Consider the following 19,122-nt stretch of genomic DNA (forward strand, 5'->3'; position numbering starts at 1 on the left):
GCCAACGGCAATACGAACTTATCGGGAAAAGCCCCCTCCGTCGGCGTGCAAGCAACTTGCCTTGGGGGAGCGGGTGGTGAATTTCGCAAAGCGAAATCCACCCCTGGGGGCGAAGCCCCCAAGTTTCGGGAGGTGCGACCCGCGCCTAGTACCAGCCGGGGCGCATGGGGGCGTCAATAAAGGAATTCATGCGGGCAGAACCGCCGATTGCCCTCATTGCCTTGGCGTCCCAAACTACGTCCTCGCCAGTGCGGAGGGTGAGATTGCCGAGCAGGACAACCTCGGTAAGCTTGGCAATGTCGGTGAAGTTGGAGACAGCCTGCGGAATGTCGCCGCGAACCGCCTCGACAAAGTTGAGGCGGTGGTCGCCGTACTTGACGCGCGGGAGCGATGCGGGAATTGACTTTGCCACGGCGGTCTTCGACTTCGGCAAAACAATAGGCTTGCCGATGAGGTGCATCTTGGGCGAATAGAGAACGCCCTCGTCGCCGATGATGAACATGCCGTCGGCGGAGGACAAATCCTTGTAGCTTCTGCCCGTGTCGGTAAATTCCTTCGGGAGGGGCGGGAGGAAAGACTTGTCGAAATTGGGCGCCCACTCGCCGTTCTTGTCGGGTTTGAGGAAGCCGCTGTACCAGTGGATTTCAACCTTTTCGCCCTGATTGCTGTTGTCGAAATAGTAGGTGATGTGGTCCTGACGCGGGACGGAAATTTCGGTGCCGCCGACCTGACGCGACGAAATCTTCGAGGGATAGCCGAGGTCGAGCGCAAACATGGGAACGTCGAGAATGTGCGTGCCGATGTCGCCCAACGCACCCGTGCCGTACTTGTATACGCGACGCCAGTTGAGCGGGACGATTTCCGACGAGTACGGGCCGTATTCGGCGACATTCAGCCACTTGTCCCAGTCGAGGGTCGGCGGGACAGGCTCGGACGGCCACTGAGTGTAGCCCTGCGTGGGGCGGTTGCAGCCGCCGACGGGGCGCGTAGTCCACATGACAACCTTGCGAACCTTGCCGATAAGCCCCGCGGCAATCCATTCCTTGGTGATGCGCAGACCGTCGCCGGAGTGAACCATGTTGCCCATCTGCGTGGCAAGACCCTTCTTTTCGGCGAACGCGGTAAGCTCGCGAATCTGGCGGATATTATGGCAGAGGGGCTTTTCAAGATAAATCGGGAAGCCGCATTTAAGGGCGAGCATCGCGGGGGCAAAGTGCCCGTGGTCGGGCGTCGAGATTACGACGGCGTCCATCTTGCCCTTCATTTTTTCGAACATTTCGCGGTAGTCTACAAAGCCAGCCGCGTCGGGGTCTGCGTACTTCTTGGCGTTGCCGAAGCCGTAAGAGCCAGTGTCGACGTCGCAGTAGGCGACGAGCTTCTGCTTCAAGCCCTTCATGATTTTCATGTTCGCGCCGCCCATAAGCCCGCAGCCGATAAACCCGATTCTTATCGGGTCCTTCTCGTACGCTTCAAGCGCCTTGGGCTTCTGGTTCGGCTCCGCGCCGAACGACAGATACGGAGCGGACACCGCCGCCGCGCTCGCGCAAGCAATGTCGCGCAGGAATTTTCTTCTAGATTTATTTTCCATATATAGAATTTGTTTTGTCTTTAAACTTAATAATATACCACACTCCAACCACAATGTCAAGGGCGCGAGTCGCGCCACCCTACGGAGCTTCGCTCCTTATAGTTGTTATGCGGCGCGGCTATAACCGCGCCTTTCCCCGATTAGTCCGTATTGGCTTCGCCAATTACTGGCGTTGGAATTATTCCTTGCAAAGAGAAAAACTAATTAAAATAGACGCGCTACGCGCGGATAAAAAGAAAAGCGGAAATCCCACAACATGGAATCTCCGCTTACCGATAAACTAAACTTTTATCCCAAAGCACTCTAAAAATCTTCGTGCGCCAGCACTCACTTATTAGGGGCGTTTTCACGCCCCGTTGTGCAAACTATTCTCCTTTTGCAATCAGCTCCGCAATCTGCACGGCGTTCAACGCTGCGCCCTTCCAGAGTTGGTCGCCCGCAACCCAGAACGAAAGTCCGTTTTCGAACGCCAAATCCTTGCGGATTCTGCCCACGCCGCACTTTTCCTTGTTCTGGAAATTGAGCGGAACGGGGTAGATTTTGTTGTCGATGTCGTCCACAAGCTCCGCCCCTGGGAACGCCGCAATGGCGGCTCTTGCGCGTTCGACGTCTACGGGCTTTTCGAACTCGGCGTTGATTGCCACGCTGTGCGCGCGCATTACGGGAACGCGAACGCATGTTGTGGAATTGAGAACGGTCGGAAGTTCGAGAATCTTGCGGGTTTCGTTGAGCATTTTAAGCTCTTCTTTCGTGTAGCCGTTGTCGAGGAAAACGTCCACATGCGGAATGACGTTGTAGGCAATCTGGTAGGGATAGACGCTTACTTCGGGCTTTGTGCCCTCTACAATCGCCCTGTTCTGGGCTTTGAGTTCCTCCATCGCCGCGACGCCCGTGCCCGACACCGCCTGATATGTAGCGGCAAAGAAACGCTTCAAGCCGAATTCCCTGTGGAGGGGGCAGAGAGCCATGAGAGAAATCGCCGTCGTGCAGTTCGGGTTGGCGATGATGTTCTTGTGCCCCTTGATTGCGTGCGGGTTGACTTCGGGCACGATAAGCGGGACGTCGGGGTCCATTCTGAACGCCGAGCTGTTGTCGATTGCGATGCACCCGCGCTTTGCGCATTCGGGAACGAGCTGTTTGGAGGGCGTGCCGCCCGCCGAGAAAATGGCGATGTCGAAGCGCGAGAAGCATTCGGGTTTTGCCTCCTCGACGATAAAAGTTTTGTCTTCGAATTTTATTTCCTTGCCCGCCGAGCGCGACGATGCCATTAATGTCAGAGACTCCATTGGAAAGTTTCTTTTGAAAAGAAGCTTTATGAGTTCTTGTCCGACGGCGCCGGTCGCGCCCACGATAGCAACTTTATACTTTTTATTCATGAATATTTTTTTAGCTAAAATGTTGGAAGCCTGCAATAGGCTGAATGTAAAACCTTCGAAATATCTTATATACGCGTCGATTGGCGAGCAAAAACTTTACGTTTTTTCAAAAAACACGCTTTTAAAGACCTACCCCATATCGACATCGCGCGCCGCGACGAGCTGCGTAAGGGACTCTCTCGGCACTCCGACGGGGCTTCATAAAATCGACGGAAAAATCGGCGCAGACGCCCCGCTCGACACGGTTTTCCGCGGGCGCGTCCCCTGCGGGCTGATTTGCGAGCAGACGCCCGAAGAACAAAAGAAGAACCTCATCACCGCGCGAATCATGCGTCTGCGCGGCTTGGAGAACGGCGTGAACGCGGGCGGCGACGTAGACACCTACGCCCGCTACGTCTACATTCATGGGACGAATCAGGAGGACAAAGTGGGAACGCCCAACAGCCACGGCTGCCTGCTGCTAAAAAACGCGGACGTTGCGGAGCTTTTTGATGTTGTAAACGACGGCTCGCTCGTGCTAATCTGCATGTAGATTTTTTATGCGAAGCATTCTCATAGTTGACGACGAAAAACACACGCGCGACGGGCTGTCCGCGGTTCTCGCCGATTCATACGACGTTTTCGCCGCCGCAGACGCCGACGAGGCAATCAAAATGCTCGACGCCGAACCTTTCGACGCCGTTATTACCGACCTCCGCATGGCGGGAAAGTCTGGCATGAGCGTGATAGACAAGACAATCTCCATGCCCGAAAAGCCCGTCTGCATAATGCTCACGGCGTACGGGAACATGGAAACCGCGGTGGAGGCAATGAAGCACGGAGCTACGGATTTTCTCGCGAAGCCCGTAGACATCGACAGGCTCGAAAAAACGCTCTCCGACGCGCTCGACAGGCGCGACGCGCAGAAAAGCGAGGCTGACATCAAGAAGCGCGAGCACGTCGCCGCCGTGAAGAAATCGCACGGGGAGGACGCGGTGGTCGCCACAAAGCACGTCGAGACGGGCTGTCTTATCGCCACGGGCAAAAAAATGCGCGAAGTGGTGGAAAAGGCGGTTCAGGTTGCGCACTCAAAGGCGACAGTCATGATTACGGGCGAGACGGGAACGGGCAAAGAGCTAATCGCCCGCCTCATACACTCGTCGTCGCCGCGCAAGGACAAGCCTTTCCTTCCCGTCCACTGCGCCGCGCTTCCCGCAAACCTCCTTGAAAGCGAGCTTTTCGGCTATGAAAAGGGCGCGTTCACGGGCGCTGCCCAGCGCAGAATAGGACGCTTCGAAGCGGCGGACGGCGGCACAATCTTCCTCGACGAAATCGGGGAAATCGACGCGCAGACGCAGGTCAAGCTTTTGCGCTTTTTGGAGACAAAGACTTTCGAAAGGCTCGGCAGCACGCAGAGCATTACGGTGGACGTGCGCGTTGTGTGCGCCACAAACAAAGACCTCAAAGCCATGAGCGAGCGCGGCGAATACCGCGAAGACCTCTACTACCGCCTGAACGTTGTGGAAATAAAAATTCCGCCGCTGCGCGAGCACAGGGAGGACATAGAGCCGCTGCTGAAATCGTACATAGGCTACTACGCGCGCGAAAACGGCGTAGAGCCCGTGGAAATTTCGCCCGAAGCTCTCGACATTCTCGAAAAATACGAGTGGCATGGCAACATCAGGGAGCTTAGAAATTTCGCCGAAAACATCGTGGTAATGAGCCCCGCCCGCAGGCTCGAGGCAAAAGACCTCGACCCGAAATTCACGCTTCCGCCGCGGCACGAAAGCCCGACGCTCTCGAAAAAAGAGAACGAGGCGGAGCTTATCAGAAAGGCGTTGGAGGCTTCGGGCGGAAACAAAAGCAGGGCGGCGGAAATGCTCGGAATCAGCCGCCGCACGATCCACAGGAAGCTCGACGAATTCAAACGCGGATAGCATGGGCGCGGATCTGAAAAACATTGCGAAAGTGTCGTTCGGGACGGTCGGCTCGCGCGTGATGGGGCTTGTGCGCGACTCCGCCACAATGGCGTACATGGGAATCGGCGCGGTTAGCGCGGCATACACATTCGCATTCACCCTCCCCAACCTCTTCCGCAGACTCCTCGGCGAGGGCGCGCTGACTTCGGCGCTGATTCCGATTTTCTCGCAGACGCTCAAAAACGACGGCAGGGAAAACGCGTTCGCGTTCCTCAACAGGGTGCTCACGCGCGGCGGAATTTTGATGGCGGCGCTCGCCGTGCTGGGGTCGCTGGCGGCGGTGTGCGCGGCGCAGTTTTTCGACGCCGAACAGCAGAGGTTTCTCCTCGGTGCAAGCTTCTCGGCGGTGCTCATGCCCTACCTTACGCTCGTGTGCCTTGCGGCGGTGTTTTCGGGGGCGTTGAACGCGCTCGGCTCGTTCGGAGTTCCGTCGATTACGCCGGCTCTGCACAACCTCTCGATTATAGGCGGGCTTGCGGCGGGAGTCGCGCTCTTCGGCTCGGAAGACGCGGTTTCGATTGCGTACTGCATGTGCGCGGGCTGGCTTGCGGGGGGCTTCATACAGCTTGCGCTGCCCGCGTACTGGCTGTCGAAATGCGGCTGGAAATTTTCGTTCGACCTCTCGCCGTCGCCCGCGCTGTCGGAACTGTACGCGCTGTTTTTGCCCGCGCTCGTGGGGGCGGCGGTGTTCCAGCTGAACGTGTTTGTCTCGAAAATGCTCGCGCTGTTCCTCAACGACGCGGCTCTCCCTACGCTCTACCTTTCGAGCAGGATTCTCGAATTTCCGCTGGGAGTGTTCACGCTCGCAATCGCGACGGTCTATTTCCCGAAACTATCAAAGCTGGGAGACTCCGGCGCCGAGTTCAGGCGCGAGTACTCAAACGGGCTTGTTGTGACGATGGGAATCGCAATACCCGCAATGTTCGGGATTATCGCTACTTCACGCGACATCTTGGCCCTGCTTTTCGAGTGGGGTCTGTTCGGGACGAAGGACGTAGACGTCTGCCTGCCCGTGCTGATTGTAAGCGTCATAGGGCTGCCTTTCTTCGCGCTCTCGACATTCGCCACGCGCGGATTCCACTCTACAAAAGACACGCGCACGCCCGTGAAAGTGTCGTACTGGGCGTTTGCCGCAAACGTCGCGCTGTCGCTTGCGCTGATGTTCCCGTTCGGAGCGGCGGGGCTTGCGGGGGCGAACGTGGGGGCGGCGGCGTTGCAGGCGCTTATGCTCGACGCCAAGCTGAAACGCAAGAGCGGAACTTCGGGCGAATGCCGCGAGATTTTGAAAATCGTGGCGGCGTCGGCGGCGATGGCGTGCGCGGTGGTCGCGGCGCGGAACGCGCTTGCAGAAACGCTTTCGGGCAAGACGCTCGCGTTCGCAGTGTGCGCGGTCGTGATACCCGTGGCGTGCGTTTTCTACTACGCAATGCTTAAAATTCTGCGGTTTAAAAGAACCGAAAACATCGAAAAAATTTTGTTCAGGAAAATACGGAAATGACCGAAAACACCATGCCAGACTCGCGCGAGCTATTCCACGCAACATGCGCGGGCGTAAAATTCAAACGCCCGCCGTTTTGGCTCATGCGGCAGGCGGGACGCTATCTGCCAGAATACAGGCGGTTGAAGGAAAAGCACGGCTTCCTCGGAATCGTCAGGACGCCTGAAGTCGCGGTGGAGGCGGCGTTGCAGCCAATCAGGAGGTTCGACTTCGACTGCGCGATAATTTTTTCCGACATTCTCGTAATTCCCGAAGCCCTCGGCTTCCCCTACAAATTCAAGGACGCGGGCGGCATTCTCATGGAGCGCAGGGTGGAGACCGAAGACGACGTGCGCGAAATGCGCGACAACATCGGCGGAATCCGCGAAAGGCTCGCCTACGTTTTCGAGAACGCAAAACTGCTGCGCCGCGCGCTTCCCAAGAAGGCGGTGCTGGGCTTCTGCGGCTCGCCGTTCACTCTCGCCGCGTACATGGTTGAGGGCGAAAGCTCGAAGACGTTTCCGCGCTTCCGAAACTTCCTCTCGCAAAGGCGCGGCGTTTTCGAAATGCTCGCCGAAACCCTCGAAGACGCGCTCTCCGACTATCTGAAAATGCAGATTGAATGCGGGCTTGACGGCGTCCAGATTTTCGACTCGCACGCGTCGCTCACCCCGCCCGACGAATACGGAAGGCTGTCGGGCGGGCACATTAAAAACATACTCGACAAGCTCGACGGGCGCACGCGCACGATAGTCTTCGCGCCGCACATGTCGGGGAGGTTCGCGGAAGTCTCGCAACTGGGCGCGGACGTGTATTCGGTAGACTCCGCCGCGCCGCTGCCGTCGCTTAGATGCGGCGCAACGCCCTACTGCCTGCAAGGCAACCTGCCGCCCGAAACGCTGTCGAACTCGACGCCCGAAAAGACCGCCGAACTTACGAAAAAAATAGTCGCCGACATGCTCCCGTTCGGACGCCACATTTTCAACCTCGGACACGGCATTCGCCCCGACGCGAAAATCGAAAACGTGGAGGCGATGTGCCGCGCGGTAAGGAGCTTCGAGCAATGAAAAATCTAAGGGAACTCATAGCAAAATACGAAACTGCGGGGCCGCGCTACACCTCGTACCCCACCGCGCCGCACTTCTCGGCCGATGCCGACAAGCGGCGGCTCGCCCAGCTTGCGTTGGGCGCGGACTCGCCCGCGTCGCTCTACATTCACATTCCGTTCTGCGAGTCGCTGTGCCGCTTCTGCGGCTGCACGTCGAGCGTCTGCCGCGACCCGTCGAAAATCGACGCCTACATAGAGCTTCTCCGCCGCGAACTCGAACTGTGGCGCGACGCGGGGCTTCCCAAACGCGCCCTCAAACAAATACATTTCGGGGGAGGCACGCCCAACCTGCCGTCGGTCGAGCAAATCGGGAAAATCGGGGAACTCGTGCGCAAATACTTTTCGATTGACGCCGACTGCGAATTTTCCGCCGAGTTCGACCCGCGCACGCTCACCGAAGACAAGGTGCGCGAGTTCGTGAAAATCGGGCTGAACCGCGCCTCGATGGGCATTCAGGACACGAACCCCGAAGTGCAAAAGGCGGTCAACAGAATACAGCCGCAGGATACGAACGCCGCCGCCGCAAAATGGCTGCGCGACGCGGGCGTATCGGAGCTTAACATAGACCTCATCTACGGGCTTCCCCTGCAAACGGCAAAGACTTTCGAAAAGACGCTCGAAGACGCGCTTTCGCTGAACCCGACGCGCGTCGCGCTATTCGGATACGCGCACGTTCCGTGGATAAAGCCCGTCCAGAAAACGCTCGAAAATTTCCGCATTCCCGCGCCCGAAGAAAAGGTCGAAATCTTCCTGCTGGCAAAGGATTTCTTCGAAAAAAACGGCTTCGAATACGTCGGGCTCGACCACTTTGCAAAGCCCGACGACCCCCTGATTGCCGCCCGCAAAAACGGCACGCTCCACAGGAATTTTCAGGGCTACACAACCCGCGCGGGGCTTGACACTTTCGCGGTCGGGCTTACGTCGATTTCCGAAACGAAGACGTCGTACCGCCAGAATTTCAAGGACATGGCGGCGTACGAAAACGCGCTTTCGCGCGGCGAGCTGCCGATTGAGCGCGGGATAATCCTCGACGGCGACGACATCATAAGGCGCGGGATAATCATGGACGTCATGTGCTCGCTGAAAGTATGCTACGGGAACTACGGAGTGGACTTCAAAAAAGTCTTCGAATCGGCGCTTCCGAAGCTGGCGGAAATGGAGCGCGACGGGCTTGTGAAAACGTCGCCCGACGGCTTCGAAGTCGAGCCGCTCGGCAGGCTTTTCCTGCGGAACATCGCAATGCTTTTCGACGGACGCCTCGCAAAGGGCGCGCAACGCTACTCAAAAACGATATAAAAAAGGACATGCATGAAACTGTTTCTGCTTCGGCACGCAAAAGCCCGCGACACTTGGCCGGACGCCGAGCGCGAACTGAGCGAACACGGAATCGGGCAGGTGGAAAAGCTCGCCGCCGCCGTAGACGCCTCGCAATTCTACGATGTCGTGCAGATTTGGCACAGCCCCTACGTCCGCGCAGAGCAGACCGCGCGGATTTTCAGGGAGCGAACCGCCATGGGCGCGCAGCTTGTGCCCACGCCCTCAATCACCCCCGAAGACAGCCCCTACGAGGCCGCGCGGCTTGTGGCGTCGCTCTCGTGCTTCGGGAAGGATTTGATGATAGTTTCGCACAACCCGTTTCTCGAAAACCTCGCCGACATTCTGCTTGCGGGAACAAAGCGCGGCGGACGCGCGATATTCGACAAGTGCACGCTGGCGTCGCTCACAATGGAAGAGCCGCCCTCGCACGACATCGAATACGGGCTTTGGGCGCTGGACTTCCTGATTTCCCCGAAAATCATTCGCTGATATTTTCGAATAAGCCCAATCAACAAAAAACGCCGAGCCCCTTTGCGGGATTCGGCGTTTTTTTGCGGCAAGCGCGGAAGCGTCGCCTCCCGCCTGCCGCGCCGCGCGTGCGCGACAGTTCGAGCCTATTTTGCGGCTTCGGGCGCGTAGTCCGAAGCGCGTTCGTAGAAGTCGGGCTTGATGTCGTTGCGGAGGGCGGAATCGTCGTCGTCTTTGGGAAGTTCCCAGCCGCCGCCGATTGCCGCGATGAAGTCTACGCACGCCTTGAATCTGTCGCCGCGCAGGCTGATTTGCGTGCGTTCGTTGGCAAGCGCAAGCCTCGAAGCGTCGCTGACCGAGAAGTAGTCAACAAAGCCCAAGTCGTACTGTTTGCGGGTAAGTTCGTAGACCTTTTTGGAGGCGTCGGTGACGGCGGAGCGTTTCGCGTATTCGTCGCGAAGATTGTTTATCGACGACATCGCGTTTTCGACCTCGCCGATTGCCGACAAGACCTTCGCCTTGTAGTTTTCGAGCGTCTCCTTGTGCGCGGCGAGGGCAACCTGCTTCTGCGCGTAAATGCGTCCCGCCTGAAAAATCGGGATATAGATTTGCGGGCTTACGCCCCACGCAAAGCTGCTCGAATTAAGCAGTTTGTCTATTTTGTTCGCCGAAAGCTCGGTATTTGCGGAAATCGAAACGGTCGGAAAGAACGCCGCCTGCGCCGCGCCGATTCTCGCGTTCGCCGCGTAGACTTCGCGCTCTGCGGCGGCGATGTCGGGACGGCGTTCGAGCAGCTGCGAGGGCACTGCGGCGGGAAGCTTCGGCAGGACGTCGCCGAGGGGCGCGTCGTCGAGAACGAGCTTCGAGGGCGTTGTGCCCACGAGTATTGCGATGTTGTTTCGGGCTTTTGCGATATTCGAGCGCACCGACGAAAGCTGGGCGGCGGCTTCCGCCTCCTGCTCTATTGCGCGCTGCAAGTCGAGGTCGCTTGCGAAGTCGAGCTTTACCCTGTCGGAAATGAGCTTCGTCTGCTCTTTGCGGACTTCGAGCGTGCGTTCAAGCAGCTCCACTTCCGAGTAGTACTGGCGGATTGAAAAATACGATTTCGCAACCTGCGCCTGCATGGAAAGCATGAGGCTGTTGTAGGCGTCGAGGGTCGCCTGGGCGGTGGCGACGTCCGATTCGATAATGCTCATGACGCGCCCGAACAAGTCCAAGTCCCACGTCATGCCAAGCCCCGTCGTCCACTTGTCGTAGCGAGAGTAGGCTTGGGTGAGGTTCTTGGAGGTCGCCGTGCGCATGAACGACGCGTTGCCGTTCATCTGCGGGTACAGCTGCGCCTCGTCCATGCGGGCGTTTTGGCGCGCCTGCTCCACGCGGTAGAACGCCGCCGACAGCGACGGATTGTTCTTTTTGCACTGTTCGAGGAGCGAGTTCAGAACGGGGTCGTTAAAGATTTTCCACCAGTCGCCCTTGGGGAGCGATTCGGCGGGAGCCGCCTCTTTCCAAAGCCCGTCGTCGCGGAAGAAGTGCTCTTCGGAGAGGTCCTGCTTCGCGATTTCGGCGGTCGGCGGGACGTAGTCGGGACCGACCATGCAGCCCGCGAGCGCGAGAGCCGCCGCCCCTGCAATCAAAGTATTCAAGTGTTTTTTCATTTTTTTACGCCTGTCTGTTTGTGTATTTTCTGCGTATTACATAGAAGAAAATCGGGGTAAACATCAGTCCGAGAATCGTGACGCCCAGCATTCCGAAGAACACCGACGTACCCAGAGCCTGACGGAGTTCCGAACCCGAACCCTCCGAGAACGCGAGCGGCACGACGCCCAGAATGAACGCGAACGATGTCATTAGAATGGGGCGCAGTCTGTTGCGCGAAGCCATTTTGACCGCGTAGACAACATCTTCCCCCTTTTCCTGTCTTTGTTTTGCGAATTCGACAATAAGTATGGCGTTTTTGCAAGCCAAACCTATCAAAACGACGAAGCCGATTTGCGTCATGATGTTGTTGTCCATGCCGCGCAAGTCTACGCCGCCTATCGCGAACAGAAGAACCAGCGGGACTACGAGGATAACAGCAAGCGGCAGAGTCCAGCTTTCGTACAGCGCCGAAAGCAGCAGGAACACGAAGAGCACGCATATGCCGAATATCACGATTGCCGTGTTGCCCACGCGCTTTTCTTGAAACGCCAAGTCGGTCCAGTCGATGCCCATGCCCGCAGGGAGCACGTCGGCGGCGACCTGCTCTATTGCCGCCATAGCCTGCCCCGTACTGTACCCCGGAGCGACGTTGCCCATGACTTCGGCGGACGGGTACAGATTGTAGCGTCCCACGCTGTCCGGCCCTATTGTGCGCGACACCGTCGCGACCGAGCCGAGCGGCACGTTGACGCCGCGGACGTTCGGCACTTTCATGTTGTAGATGTCGGTGATGTCGGTGCGCTGCGCGCCCTGCGCCTGCGCCATCACGCGGTAGACGCGGTTGAGAATGTTGAAGTCGTTTACGTACACCGAGCCCATATTGAACTGCATTGTGTTGAAAATCGACGAAATCGGAACGTTGAGCTTCTGCGCGCGCTCGCGGTCGATGTCGACATAGAGCTGCGGCGACGACACGCGGTATGTCGTGAACGCGAGCGAAATTTCTGGGCGCGACATCGCCTTTGCGGCAATCATGCGCGTGTATTTTTCGACCGCCGAAATGCCCAAGCCCATTCTGTCCTGAACCATCGCCTTGAAGTCGCCGCCCATGCCGATGCCGTTGACTGCGGGGGGCGTGAGGACGAACGTCGAGGCTTCGGGAACCTGCGCCTGCAAAATGCCGGAAACTTTGCCTATGATTTTATCGAGCGTGATTCCCTGCTTTATGCGCGAATCCTTCGGGGCGAGCTTTACGAAAATCGCGCCCGCGTTCGACGACTTCGAGAAGCTCGCGCCGTTCAGACCCGCGACGCACATGAAGTCTTGGATACCGTCGACCTTTTGGAGTAGCGACTGTATTTTGGAAAGCGTAGCCTCCGTATGCGCAAGCGAAACGCCGTCGGGCAGCTGCGCGGTGATGAAGATGTAGCCCGTGTCCTGCTTGGGAATGAAGCCCCTCGGAGTGTTTTGGAAAAGGTAGGCCGTAGCCCCCAGCAGCCCCGCGTAGAGAATGAGGAACAGCGCCGACATGCGGACAATCCGCGCAACGAACGCGCCGTACCTGTCGGCGACCCACTCGAAGCCCGCGTTGAAGCCCCTGAAAAACCAGCCGAAGAGCGCGTTCCAGATGCGCGTAAACCAGTCGGGCTTGTCGGTGTGTTTTAGCATGATTGCGCAGAGCGCGGGCGAAAGCGTAAGCGAAACAATGCCCGAAAGGATTGTCGAAACCGCGATTGTCAGCGCGAACTGGCGGTAGAACTGCCCCGAAATGCCCTCGATGAACGCCGTCGGGACGAACACGCTCGAAAGCACGAGCACGATTGCAATCAGCGCGCCCTGCACCTGCGTCATCGCCTTTTTCGTAGCCTCCTTCGCGTCGAGACCGTCGCGCATGTTGCGTTCCACGTTTTCGACGACGACGATTGCGTCGTCAACGACGATGCCGATTGCGAGCACCAAGCCGAACAGCGAAAGGTTGTTAATCGAGAACCCGAACAGGTACATGAAGAAGAACGTTCCCACGAGCGAAACGGGAATCGCGAAAAGCGGAATCACCGCCGCGCGCCAGTTTTGCAGGAACAGCATCATCACAAAAACGACGAGCAGAATCGCCTCGAAAATCGTGTGGTACACGGCCGAGACCGACGCGCGGATGTATTCCGTGTTGTCGAGCGTCACCTTGTAGTCCACGCCCGCGGGGAACTCCTTGCGCATTTCGTCGAGCGCCTTGTAGATGTTGTTTACGGTATTGATGCCGTTCGTTCCGGGGAGCTGGTAGATGCCCATGCCCACGCACGGCATGCCGTTCATGGAGGATTCGTCGCTGTAAGTGTACGCGCCGAGCTCGATTGTCGCCACGTCTTTGAGCAGCACCGTCTTGCCGTCGGGCGTGTATTTAATGATGATGTTTTCGAACTCTTCGGGAGTCGCCAAACGCCCCTGCGTGTTGATGATAAGCTCGTGCGCGACGTTCGGGTTGGCGAGCGGCGGCTGGTTGAGCTTGCCCGCCGCAACCTGCTTGTTCTGCTCGCGCAAAGCCGACACTACCTGCGAGGCGTTCATGTTGAAGTGCGCAAGCCTGTCGGTGTTGAGCCACACGCGCATGCTGTATTCGCGCTTGCCGAAAATGTTGACGTCGCTGACGCCGTATATGCGCGATAGCCTGTCGACCATCTGCGTGATTGCGTAGTTGGTGAGGTACAGTTTGTCGCGGCTGCCGTCGGGCGAATAGAGGTTGCAGACAACGAGCATGTCGGGCGACCTCTTCTTGACGACAACGCCGATGTTGCGCACGTCGTCGGGGAGTCGGGGAGTCGCCATCGAGACGCGGTTCTGAACCTGAACCTGCGCGATGTCGATGTTCGTGCCGAGCTCGAATGTAACGGTGATGGAAACCGAGCCGTCGGCGTTGCACTGGCTCGACATGTACATCATTTTTTCGACGCCGTTGATTTCCTGTTCGAGCGGCGCGACGACCGTATCCATGAGGATTTCGGGCGACGCCCCGGGATAGCTTGTCGAAACCGAGACCTGCGGCGGAACAACGTCGGGATACTGGGTAACGGGAAGCCTGAAATAGCCAACCACCCCGATTAGGGTGATGAGAATGGAAATGACCGCCGCGAAAATCGGCCTGTCTATGAAAAAGTGCGAGAATTTCATTTCCGTTTGCCTCTTTTATTTGCCCTCTTCGAACTTGATTTCGGCGGGCGCGACTTTCGTTCCGGGGGCGGCGCGCTGCAGCCCAACGGCGACAACCCTGTCGTCGGGCGAAACGCCTTCGTCAATCACGCGGTACTTGCCGAGCAGTCTGCCGACCTTCACGGGGCGGTACTGCGCGATGTCGTTTTTGTCGACGACTACGACATAGCGGTTCACGAGGTCCGTGCCGATGATGTCTTCGGGCACGAGCACCACGGGGTGTTCCTTTTCGGCGAGCACGCTGATTTTCGCGAACATTCCGGGCGAAAGCAGGTAGTCGGAATTGTCGAAGTCGGCGCGCATTGTAAGGCTCGAAGTCTCCGTTCCGATTTTGTTGTCGAAGTATGTAAGCTGTCCGTCGCGGGTTGTCTTGCCGTCGAGCAGCACGATTTTCGTTTTCGGGCCGGTCTTTTTAACGGAGTCAATCTGCTTGAAAAGCCCCGTGTTCTTGTAGCGGATATTGTCGCGCTCGCTGATTTCGAAATACGCCTGAATGACGTCGCATTTTACGATTGTCGTAAGGAGCGTGGAGTTCGCCGAAACGAGGTTGCCTGCGTCCACCATTGCCTCGCCGACCTTGCCCGAAATCGGAGCGCGGATATGCGTGAATTCGAGGTTCAGCTCGGCGTCGCGCAGCCGCGCACGGGCGTCGAGAAGCGCGGCTTCGGCGGAAAGCAGCTCGCTTGTGCGGGTTTCGAAAGTCTCCTTCGAAATCGCCTTTGCGGCGAAAAGCTCCTTCGCGCGGTCGGTGTTGCTTTTTGCGAGCGTAAGACGCGCCTCGACTTCCTTCACCTGCGCCTTTGCCGAAGCAAGAGCCGCCTCGTAGGGGCGCGGATCAATCACGAAAAGAAGGTCGCCCTCCTTGACGAATTCGCCCTCCTTGAAGGCGACTTTTTGAAGATAGCCGCCGACGCGCGCGCGCAGTTCGACGTACGCAAGGGCTTCGAGACGCGCGGTGTAGTCGTCCCAAAATTCGACCGACTTGTGCAGGGGCTTTGCTACCTGAACCGCAGGCGCGGGACGCGCAGCCCCCGCCGACGCCGCTACGTTTTTCTTGCACCCCGATGCGAATGCCGTTGCGGCGGCAATCAGCGCGACCGCAAATTTACATATATAGATGTCTGTCTTTTTCATGTTCATTGTCGATGTTTCCTAAATTTTGTTTTTCCGGATTTTTCTAAGAAATGATTTTTTCGAGAGTGGCGGAAAACACGCTCTCCACCTTTTTGTACTCGGCGTCGCCGAAAGACTTCCAGCCGATGGCGCGCTTGAATCCGAGCCTCGCCGAATTGAAGAGCATAATCTGCCCCAAAAGCATGTGGGCGAGAATGCAAGCCTGCTCGCCGAAACTTTTGCCGCGCGTGCACACCGCAAGCATTTCGGAAAGCAGGTTCATAGACGGAAAGATTATTTTTTCGTAGATTACGTCGAACGCCTTTGTGGGGTACATTTCCTCGCGCGTGATAATCATTATTGTGTTGCGCAAAAGCGCGTCCGACTTCGAATCGACGCAAACGCGGCTCATCACGAAATCGAGTATGAGCTTCTTTGCGTCCGCCGCCGATTTCGTCTTTCCGATTTCCGCGCCCCGCGCAAAATAGTCCGCCATGTAGATGTGAATGTAGTCGGCAAGCTGCCTGACTGTCTCGTAATAAAGCTCGTTTTTCCCGCCGAAATAGTAGCTGATTGCGGCGTGATTGACGCCCGCGGTGGCGGCAATGCTGCGCGTACGCGCCGCCGACAGCGGATAGGTCGCGAACTCCTCAATCGCCGCCTTTATTATCTTTGCCTTTGCGTCGGAACAAACGCCCTCGGACAATTCGGCAACATAATTTTTTTCAATCATAAGGTTTAACCAAACGGTTAATCCGTTTGGTTGTCAAACTTTTTTTCGGAAATTTTATGCGTCGCGCCCTTCCCCCGACGCATAAAAAAAACGGCTGTTTGCAGACCGCCGTTCCCCGCGCAAACCCCGCGCTAATTTTCCACGCGCGAGCGCAGCACGGGCGAAACTATCGTCACGAAAATTCCGACCGCTCCCATCAGCGCGAACGAAAACCTCAAACTCGAAACGTGCGCTATGTAGCCGATAATCGGCGGGAAAAGCAGGAATCCGAAAAATCCGACTGTCGAAACGACCGCAATCGCCATGCCCGACGGCATTCTGCGCGAACGCCCCGCCAGACTATAACATGTGGGCACTACCGACGACACCCCGAAGCCCACAAGCAGAAATCCCAACGCGCCCGTTATCGCGCTCGGATACGAAATCGCCGTCGCCATGCCCGCGGCAATCAGCACGCCGCTTATCCGCAAAACCGCCAAGTGCCCGAAGCGGTTTATCAGGAAGTCGGCGACAAACCGCCCCGTAGCCATCGCCGACATGAACGAAATGAAGCCGATTCTGCTTGTGTCGGGAGGCGTTCCCACGACGTCGCGGAAGAAAATTACGCTCCAATCGAACATCGCGCCCTCGCAGCTCATGCAAGAAAACGCAATCACTCCCAAGAAGAGAATGAAGGGCGTCGGACGCCAAAAGCTCCGCGTGCGGGTGTCGGCCTCCGGCGCGAAATCCTCGACAACGAAGTAGCGCGAGGCAAGCAGCAGCGAGACGAATGTAAACACGTTCACCCCTATGTAGTGCGGCAGCACGCCGACGTTGAAGCCCACAAGCAACGCGCTCAAAACGCCGCCGGAAAAGCCCGCCAAACTCCACAACCCGTGGAACGACGCCATCACCGAACGCCCGTAGATGCGCTCGACGTCCACCGCCTGCGTGTTGATTGAAATGTTCGACATGTTCGCGGAAATCCCGAAGAGGAAAAGCGCGGCGAAAAGCGTCGAGATTGAGTCGGCGCAAGTCATCGCAAAAAGCATCGCGGGGTACAGCACGCCCGCAATGCGGACAATCTTCGCGCTCGAAAACTTCGCCACAAGCCAGCCCGACAACATCATCACCGACATCTGCCCGAGCGGAATAGCAAAGAGTATAGAGCCCAACGTGGCGTCGTCGAGGTTCAGCGACGCCTTGAAATCGGGAATGCGCGTCGCCCATGCCGAAAAAACCAAGCCCTGATTGAAGAAAAGCGCGCCCACCGCAATTCTGTTTAATATCCGACTATTTTTGCACATAAAAATACCGTATTACAGACTTTTGAATTTTTACGGAGGGAGGAGTTTGAAACCGAAAACGCGCTTGTCGATTAAAATTTTTCGAAAAAATACGCGCCCCCAAAGCACCCAGCCGCCCTACTTCTTCGCTGGCGCGGCGGACTTCCCCGCGCGTTCCGCGTCCTTCCGCGCCTTCTCGGCGGCGGCCTTCGCGCGGACGGCAGCGTCGATTTCCTCGAACCTGCGCTTCAACGACGCAAACTTTTCCGAAAGCGGCAATCCCGATTTCGCCGAAAGCCCCGCCGCCCGCGCAACGACCGCCCGCTTGAACGCGTCGGAAAGCGAAAGCGGAAGCCTCTCGTAAACCGACATCGCCTCCGCATATTTTTTCCGCGACTCGAAAAACCGCGCAAGCGCAAACGCCGTGCCCAACTTGTCGGGCGCGGAAAATATGCCGCGCGTAAGAAGCGCGTCGGCATGGCGCAAAGAGTCGCCGTAGCCGTCGTCAATCAGACGCATTAAAAGCGCGTCGTCGGGAATCCGCCCCACCCACGACTCTATGTATTTAGAGACCTCCTCCGCGCCCGCGCCCTTCGCCAACCGTCTGTTCGCCTCGCGCAGCACGACATACTGCGAAAGCCCGTCGATTTCCCCGCGTTCGAGAGCCGCCAACTGCACGTCAAGCCCCACATTGAACGGCGCGTACAAAGGGTCGCCCACAACAAGCGTCTGCCAACTCAAATCGGGAACGGAGGCATACGCAACCTCGCCCGCCGACATGCCCCGCGCATACGCCTCCGCGACGGCGTCCACATGGTGCGTGCCCGAAAGATACGGCTCGTAGACGTTTCCGAAAGACTGCGCCGCGCCGCAACGCAAAAACCGCAGAGTCCAGCCGCTCGAACGCAGATTTTTCGCGCTGTAAGAATATATGTGGTCGGCAATCGCGCCGTCGGCGAGGGAAAAGCCCTCCTCCAAGAAATAAAAACGCGGATTCGCCGCATACCACCCCAAATAAACTGCCGCGGCGTCCATTCGCGAATAGTAGTCGAAAAGCCCGCGCCCCTCGTCAACCGAAACGTCAAAATACATCGAGCGGAAAACCGACGCGGCGGAGTCGAGCCACCTGTCGCCCATCGCATACTTCTTCGACTTGTCTATGTACACCCTGCCCCGCAAGCCCGTCCTCTCGGCGGCAAGGGCAGACTCCACCGACTTCTTCGCAGTCGCGAAAGAATCGCCGTCGAGCCGCGCAACACGCAAAACGCCGAATACCTTGTGCGAGTCGGGATTGGCGTAGTTTCGGAAGAGCGGGTTCGGACACGAACGCGCAAGAGAGTCGGAGGCAATGAAAGTCGCGGCAAGCTCGGAATCGACCGACGCGCCGTCGAAGGGCGATTTTTTCGGAGAAGTCGGCGCAACAGAATGCGGCATCATGCACATCACAATGAAATCGACGTCGTGCGAAAGAAACGCATAAAGCCTGCGCGGATACTTCGCCGACCGCCCGATAACCGTAGCCGATACCGCACCGCGCGCAACGAGGGCGTCAATGACGGGGTCGGCAACACTCCGCTCGTAAACCGAGCGCGAAATAACGGCAGACTTCCCCGCGGAAACGGGAATGATGTTTTCGGAGGGAATCGAACGAGCGCGGGAATAGAATTCGGCAAGACGGAGGGAGTCGGTGGAGTCGGAGTTCGCAATAATGAAGATACGGGAAACATCAACCGCCGCATACGCGAAAGAGGAAATGAGCATTACGAAACCTGTAATAAGAAAACGCATGTAAAAAATAAAAGCCGCCGCAACGGAATAATCAAACGAAAACAAGCATCTCAAATAAAACTAAAAAGCGGAGAAATAAATATTGACTGAAC

At 57.5% G+C, this 19,122-nt stretch carries 14 protein-coding genes; 6 read left to right on the forward strand and 8 right to left on the reverse strand.

Annotated features, from left to right (window positions below; all coding sequences use genetic code 11):
- Nucleotides 1-145 precede the first annotated feature (145 nt).
- Nucleotides 146-1,588 carry a Gfo/Idh/MocA family oxidoreductase gene (locus P3B99_002550; GenBank protein WYJ08006.1) on the reverse strand — a complete coding sequence of 481 codons (1,443 nt, stop codon included), beginning with the start codon at nucleotides 1,586-1,588 and terminating at the stop codon, nucleotides 146-148.
- Nucleotides 1,589-1,953: 365 nt separating this feature from the next.
- The gene (locus P3B99_002555) at nucleotides 1,954-2,964 is read right to left on the reverse strand and encodes an aspartate-semialdehyde dehydrogenase (GenBank protein ID WYJ08007.1); all 1,011 of its coding nucleotides are present in this window, start codon (nucleotides 2,962-2,964) and stop codon (nucleotides 1,954-1,956) included.
- On the opposite strand from P3B99_002555, the gene P3B99_002560 reads away from it, so the two are divergent.
- Genes P3B99_002560 through sixA form a run of 6 tightly spaced genes read left to right on the forward strand, consistent with a single transcriptional unit; the run spans nucleotide 2,963 to nucleotide 9,313 of the window.
- Nucleotides 2,963-3,496: a L,D-transpeptidase gene (locus P3B99_002560; protein ID WYJ08008.1), complete on the forward strand. Its 534-nt coding sequence runs from the start codon at nucleotides 2,963-2,965 to the stop codon at nucleotides 3,494-3,496. The two genes, P3B99_002555 and P3B99_002560, sit on opposite strands and share 2 nt — an antisense overlap.
- Before the next feature lie 7 nt (nucleotides 3,497-3,503).
- Nucleotides 3,504-4,880: a sigma-54 dependent transcriptional regulator gene (locus P3B99_002565; protein WYJ08009.1), complete on the forward strand. Its 1,377-nt coding sequence runs from the start codon at nucleotides 3,504-3,506 to the stop codon at nucleotides 4,878-4,880.
- A 1-nt stretch (nucleotide 4,881) separates the two neighbouring features.
- Nucleotides 4,882-6,420, forward strand: a complete 1,539-nt coding sequence (gene murJ / locus P3B99_002570; GenBank protein ID WYJ08010.1) for a murein biosynthesis integral membrane protein MurJ — start codon at nucleotides 4,882-4,884, stop codon at nucleotides 6,418-6,420.
- The gene (gene hemE / locus P3B99_002575; GenBank protein WYJ08011.1) at nucleotides 6,417-7,466 is read left to right on the forward strand and encodes a uroporphyrinogen decarboxylase; all 1,050 of its coding nucleotides are present in this window, start codon (nucleotides 6,417-6,419) and stop codon (nucleotides 7,464-7,466) included. The genes murJ and hemE overlap by 4 nt, the downstream gene beginning before the upstream one ends.
- On the forward strand, nucleotides 7,463-8,803 hold the full coding sequence (hemN, locus tag P3B99_002580) for an oxygen-independent coproporphyrinogen III oxidase (GenBank protein ID WYJ08012.1): 1,341 nt from the start codon (nucleotides 7,463-7,465) through the stop codon (nucleotides 8,801-8,803). Before hemE ends, hemN begins: the two co-directional genes overlap by 4 nt.
- Nucleotides 8,804-8,815: 12 nt before the next feature.
- Nucleotides 8,816-9,313, forward strand: coding sequence for a phosphohistidine phosphatase SixA (sixA, locus tag P3B99_002585; protein ID WYJ08013.1), 498 nt, complete (start codon nucleotides 8,816-8,818; stop codon nucleotides 9,311-9,313).
- Between the two features lie 125 nt (nucleotides 9,314-9,438).
- Here sixA and P3B99_002590 read toward each other — a convergent pair whose 3' ends face one another.
- The 6 genes from P3B99_002590 to P3B99_002615 all read right to left on the reverse strand — a co-directional run bounded on the left by P3B99_002590 (nucleotide 9,439) and on the right by P3B99_002615 (nucleotide 19,003).
- A complete protein-coding gene (locus P3B99_002590) occupies nucleotides 9,439-10,947 on the reverse strand; it encodes an efflux transporter outer membrane subunit (GenBank protein WYJ08014.1) in 1,509 nt (502 codons plus the stop codon).
- A gap of 4 nt (nucleotides 10,948-10,951) precedes the next feature.
- Nucleotides 10,952-14,092 (reverse strand): multidrug efflux RND transporter permease subunit, encoded by a 3,141-nt coding sequence (locus P3B99_002595; GenBank protein ID WYJ08015.1) that lies wholly within the window; start codon nucleotides 14,090-14,092, stop codon nucleotides 10,952-10,954.
- 15 nt (nucleotides 14,093-14,107) lie between these two features.
- Nucleotides 14,108-15,271, reverse strand: coding sequence for an efflux RND transporter periplasmic adaptor subunit (locus P3B99_002600; protein ID WYJ08016.1), 1,164 nt, complete (start codon nucleotides 15,269-15,271; stop codon nucleotides 14,108-14,110).
- A gap of 37 nt (nucleotides 15,272-15,308) precedes the next feature.
- Nucleotides 15,309-15,977: a CerR family C-terminal domain-containing protein gene (locus tag P3B99_002605; protein ID WYJ08017.1), complete on the reverse strand. Its 669-nt coding sequence runs from the start codon at nucleotides 15,975-15,977 to the stop codon at nucleotides 15,309-15,311.
- A gap of 131 nt (nucleotides 15,978-16,108) precedes the next feature.
- On the reverse strand, nucleotides 16,109-17,263 hold the full coding sequence (locus P3B99_002610; protein ID WYJ08018.1) for an MFS transporter: 1,155 nt from the start codon (nucleotides 17,261-17,263) through the stop codon (nucleotides 16,109-16,111).
- Nucleotides 17,264-17,380: 117 nt separating this feature from the next.
- Nucleotides 17,381-19,003 (reverse strand): TIGR03790 family protein, encoded by a 1,623-nt coding sequence (locus P3B99_002615; protein ID WYJ08019.1) that lies wholly within the window; start codon nucleotides 19,001-19,003, stop codon nucleotides 17,381-17,383.
- Between the last annotated feature and the right edge of the window lie 119 nt (nucleotides 19,004-19,122).

It is taken from the genome of Opitutia bacterium KCR 482 (assembly GCA_029269845.2).
Lineage (GTDB): Bacteria > Verrucomicrobiota > Verrucomicrobiia > Opitutales > Intestinicryptomonadaceae > Merdousia.

What these genes read in the sequence shown, in the direction of transcription:
- hemE (WYJ08011.1), top strand. Translation starts at nt 6,417, where the DNA reads ATGACCGAAAACACCATGCCAGACTCGCGCGAGCTATTCCACGCAACA.
- P3B99_002610 (WYJ08018.1), bottom strand. Translation starts at nt 17,263, where the DNA reads ATGTGCAAAAATAGTCGGATATTAAACAGAATTGCGGTGGGCGCGCTT.
- P3B99_002560 (WYJ08008.1), top strand. Translation starts at nt 2,963, where the DNA reads ATGAATATTTTTTTAGCTAAAATGTTGGAAGCCTGCAATAGGCTGAAT.
- murJ (WYJ08010.1), top strand. Translation starts at nt 4,882, where the DNA reads ATGGGCGCGGATCTGAAAAACATTGCGAAAGTGTCGTTCGGGACGGTC.
- P3B99_002605 (WYJ08017.1), bottom strand. Translation starts at nt 15,977, where the DNA reads ATGATTGAAAAAAATTATGTTGCCGAATTGTCCGAGGGCGTTTGTTCC.
- P3B99_002550 (WYJ08006.1), bottom strand. Translation starts at nt 1,588, where the DNA reads ATGGAAAATAAATCTAGAAGAAAATTCCTGCGCGACATTGCTTGCGCG.
- hemN (WYJ08012.1), top strand. Translation starts at nt 7,463, where the DNA reads ATGAAAAATCTAAGGGAACTCATAGCAAAATACGAAACTGCGGGGCCG.
- P3B99_002555 (WYJ08007.1), bottom strand. Translation starts at nt 2,964, where the DNA reads ATGAATAAAAAGTATAAAGTTGCTATCGTGGGCGCGACCGGCGCCGTC.
- P3B99_002565 (WYJ08009.1), top strand. Translation starts at nt 3,504, where the DNA reads ATGCGAAGCATTCTCATAGTTGACGACGAAAAACACACGCGCGACGGG.
- sixA (WYJ08013.1), top strand. Translation starts at nt 8,816, where the DNA reads ATGAAACTGTTTCTGCTTCGGCACGCAAAAGCCCGCGACACTTGGCCG.
- P3B99_002590 (WYJ08014.1), bottom strand. Translation starts at nt 10,947, where the DNA reads ATGAAAAAACACTTGAATACTTTGATTGCAGGGGCGGCGGCTCTCGCG.
- P3B99_002600 (WYJ08016.1), bottom strand. Translation starts at nt 15,271, where the DNA reads ATGAACATGAAAAAGACAGACATCTATATATGTAAATTTGCGGTCGCG.
- P3B99_002595 (WYJ08015.1), bottom strand. Translation starts at nt 14,092, where the DNA reads ATGAAATTCTCGCACTTTTTCATAGACAGGCCGATTTTCGCGGCGGTC.
- P3B99_002615 (WYJ08019.1), bottom strand. Translation starts at nt 19,003, where the DNA reads ATGCTCATTTCCTCTTTCGCGTATGCGGCGGTTGATGTTTCCCGTATC.